The sequence below is a fragment of the Spiroplasma sp. hyd1 genome (genome assembly GCF_016082235.1).
In the GTDB taxonomy this organism is placed as follows: domain Bacteria; phylum Bacillota_I; class Bacilli_A; order Mycoplasmatales; family Mycoplasmataceae; genus Spiroplasma; species Spiroplasma poulsonii.
The window spans coordinates 1-578 of sequence record NZ_JXYY01000139.1 but is presented as its reverse complement, the minus strand read 5'-3'; the positions used below and the strand labels follow the sequence as shown (position 1 = coordinate 578).

Here is a 578-nt window from a genome sequence, read left to right as displayed (position 1 = left end):
GATAAATATCTTCAACTTTATTTGTAATTTTTTGTAAAGGATTATAAACTTTATTAATTAAATTAACAAGTTTACTTATTAAAGGTTTATTTTCTAAATTAGATACTAATAAAGTTAAAACTCGTAATATTAGTAAATTCATTGTTTATTAAGAATTTTTAATTACTATATCAATCGGATTTGTTTGACCAGTAGCGTTATTTTTACCTTGAATTTGAACTTCAACAGTTTTTTCATTTGTAATATTTATTGGTCAATCTTCACCTTTACTTTCAATAAAGTAATCAAAATCACTTTCAGTTAAAGAACTATTTACGGCTTTAACTGCTTTTAAAACAACAGATTTAAATTGTGGTTTTAATTGTTCTGGTGTTGCTTTTGTTGGGTCTGCAACATGAATAGTTGGTTTGTCTATTTTATTAATTCCACTGATATTAATTTTACTGGGAGTTGATGATGAAATTACATAATCAACTGGCACTCTAAATGTTTTATTAAGATTATTTTTAGCAATATTAATTTCATCTTGTGTTGGTTGTTTTTCTAAAATAATTTTACATGTTTTAGGATATAAAATT

1 protein-coding gene is annotated in these 578 nt (G+C 23.4%); it reads right to left on the bottom strand.

Annotation, left to right across the window (positions count from 1 at the left end; translation table 4 throughout):
• Nucleotides 1-148 precede the first annotated feature (148 nt).
• Nucleotides 149-578, bottom strand: a 430-nt coding sequence (locus tag TS70_RS06750) for a hypothetical protein (RefSeq protein WP_198049811.1), incomplete at its 5' end; no start/stop codon positions are given.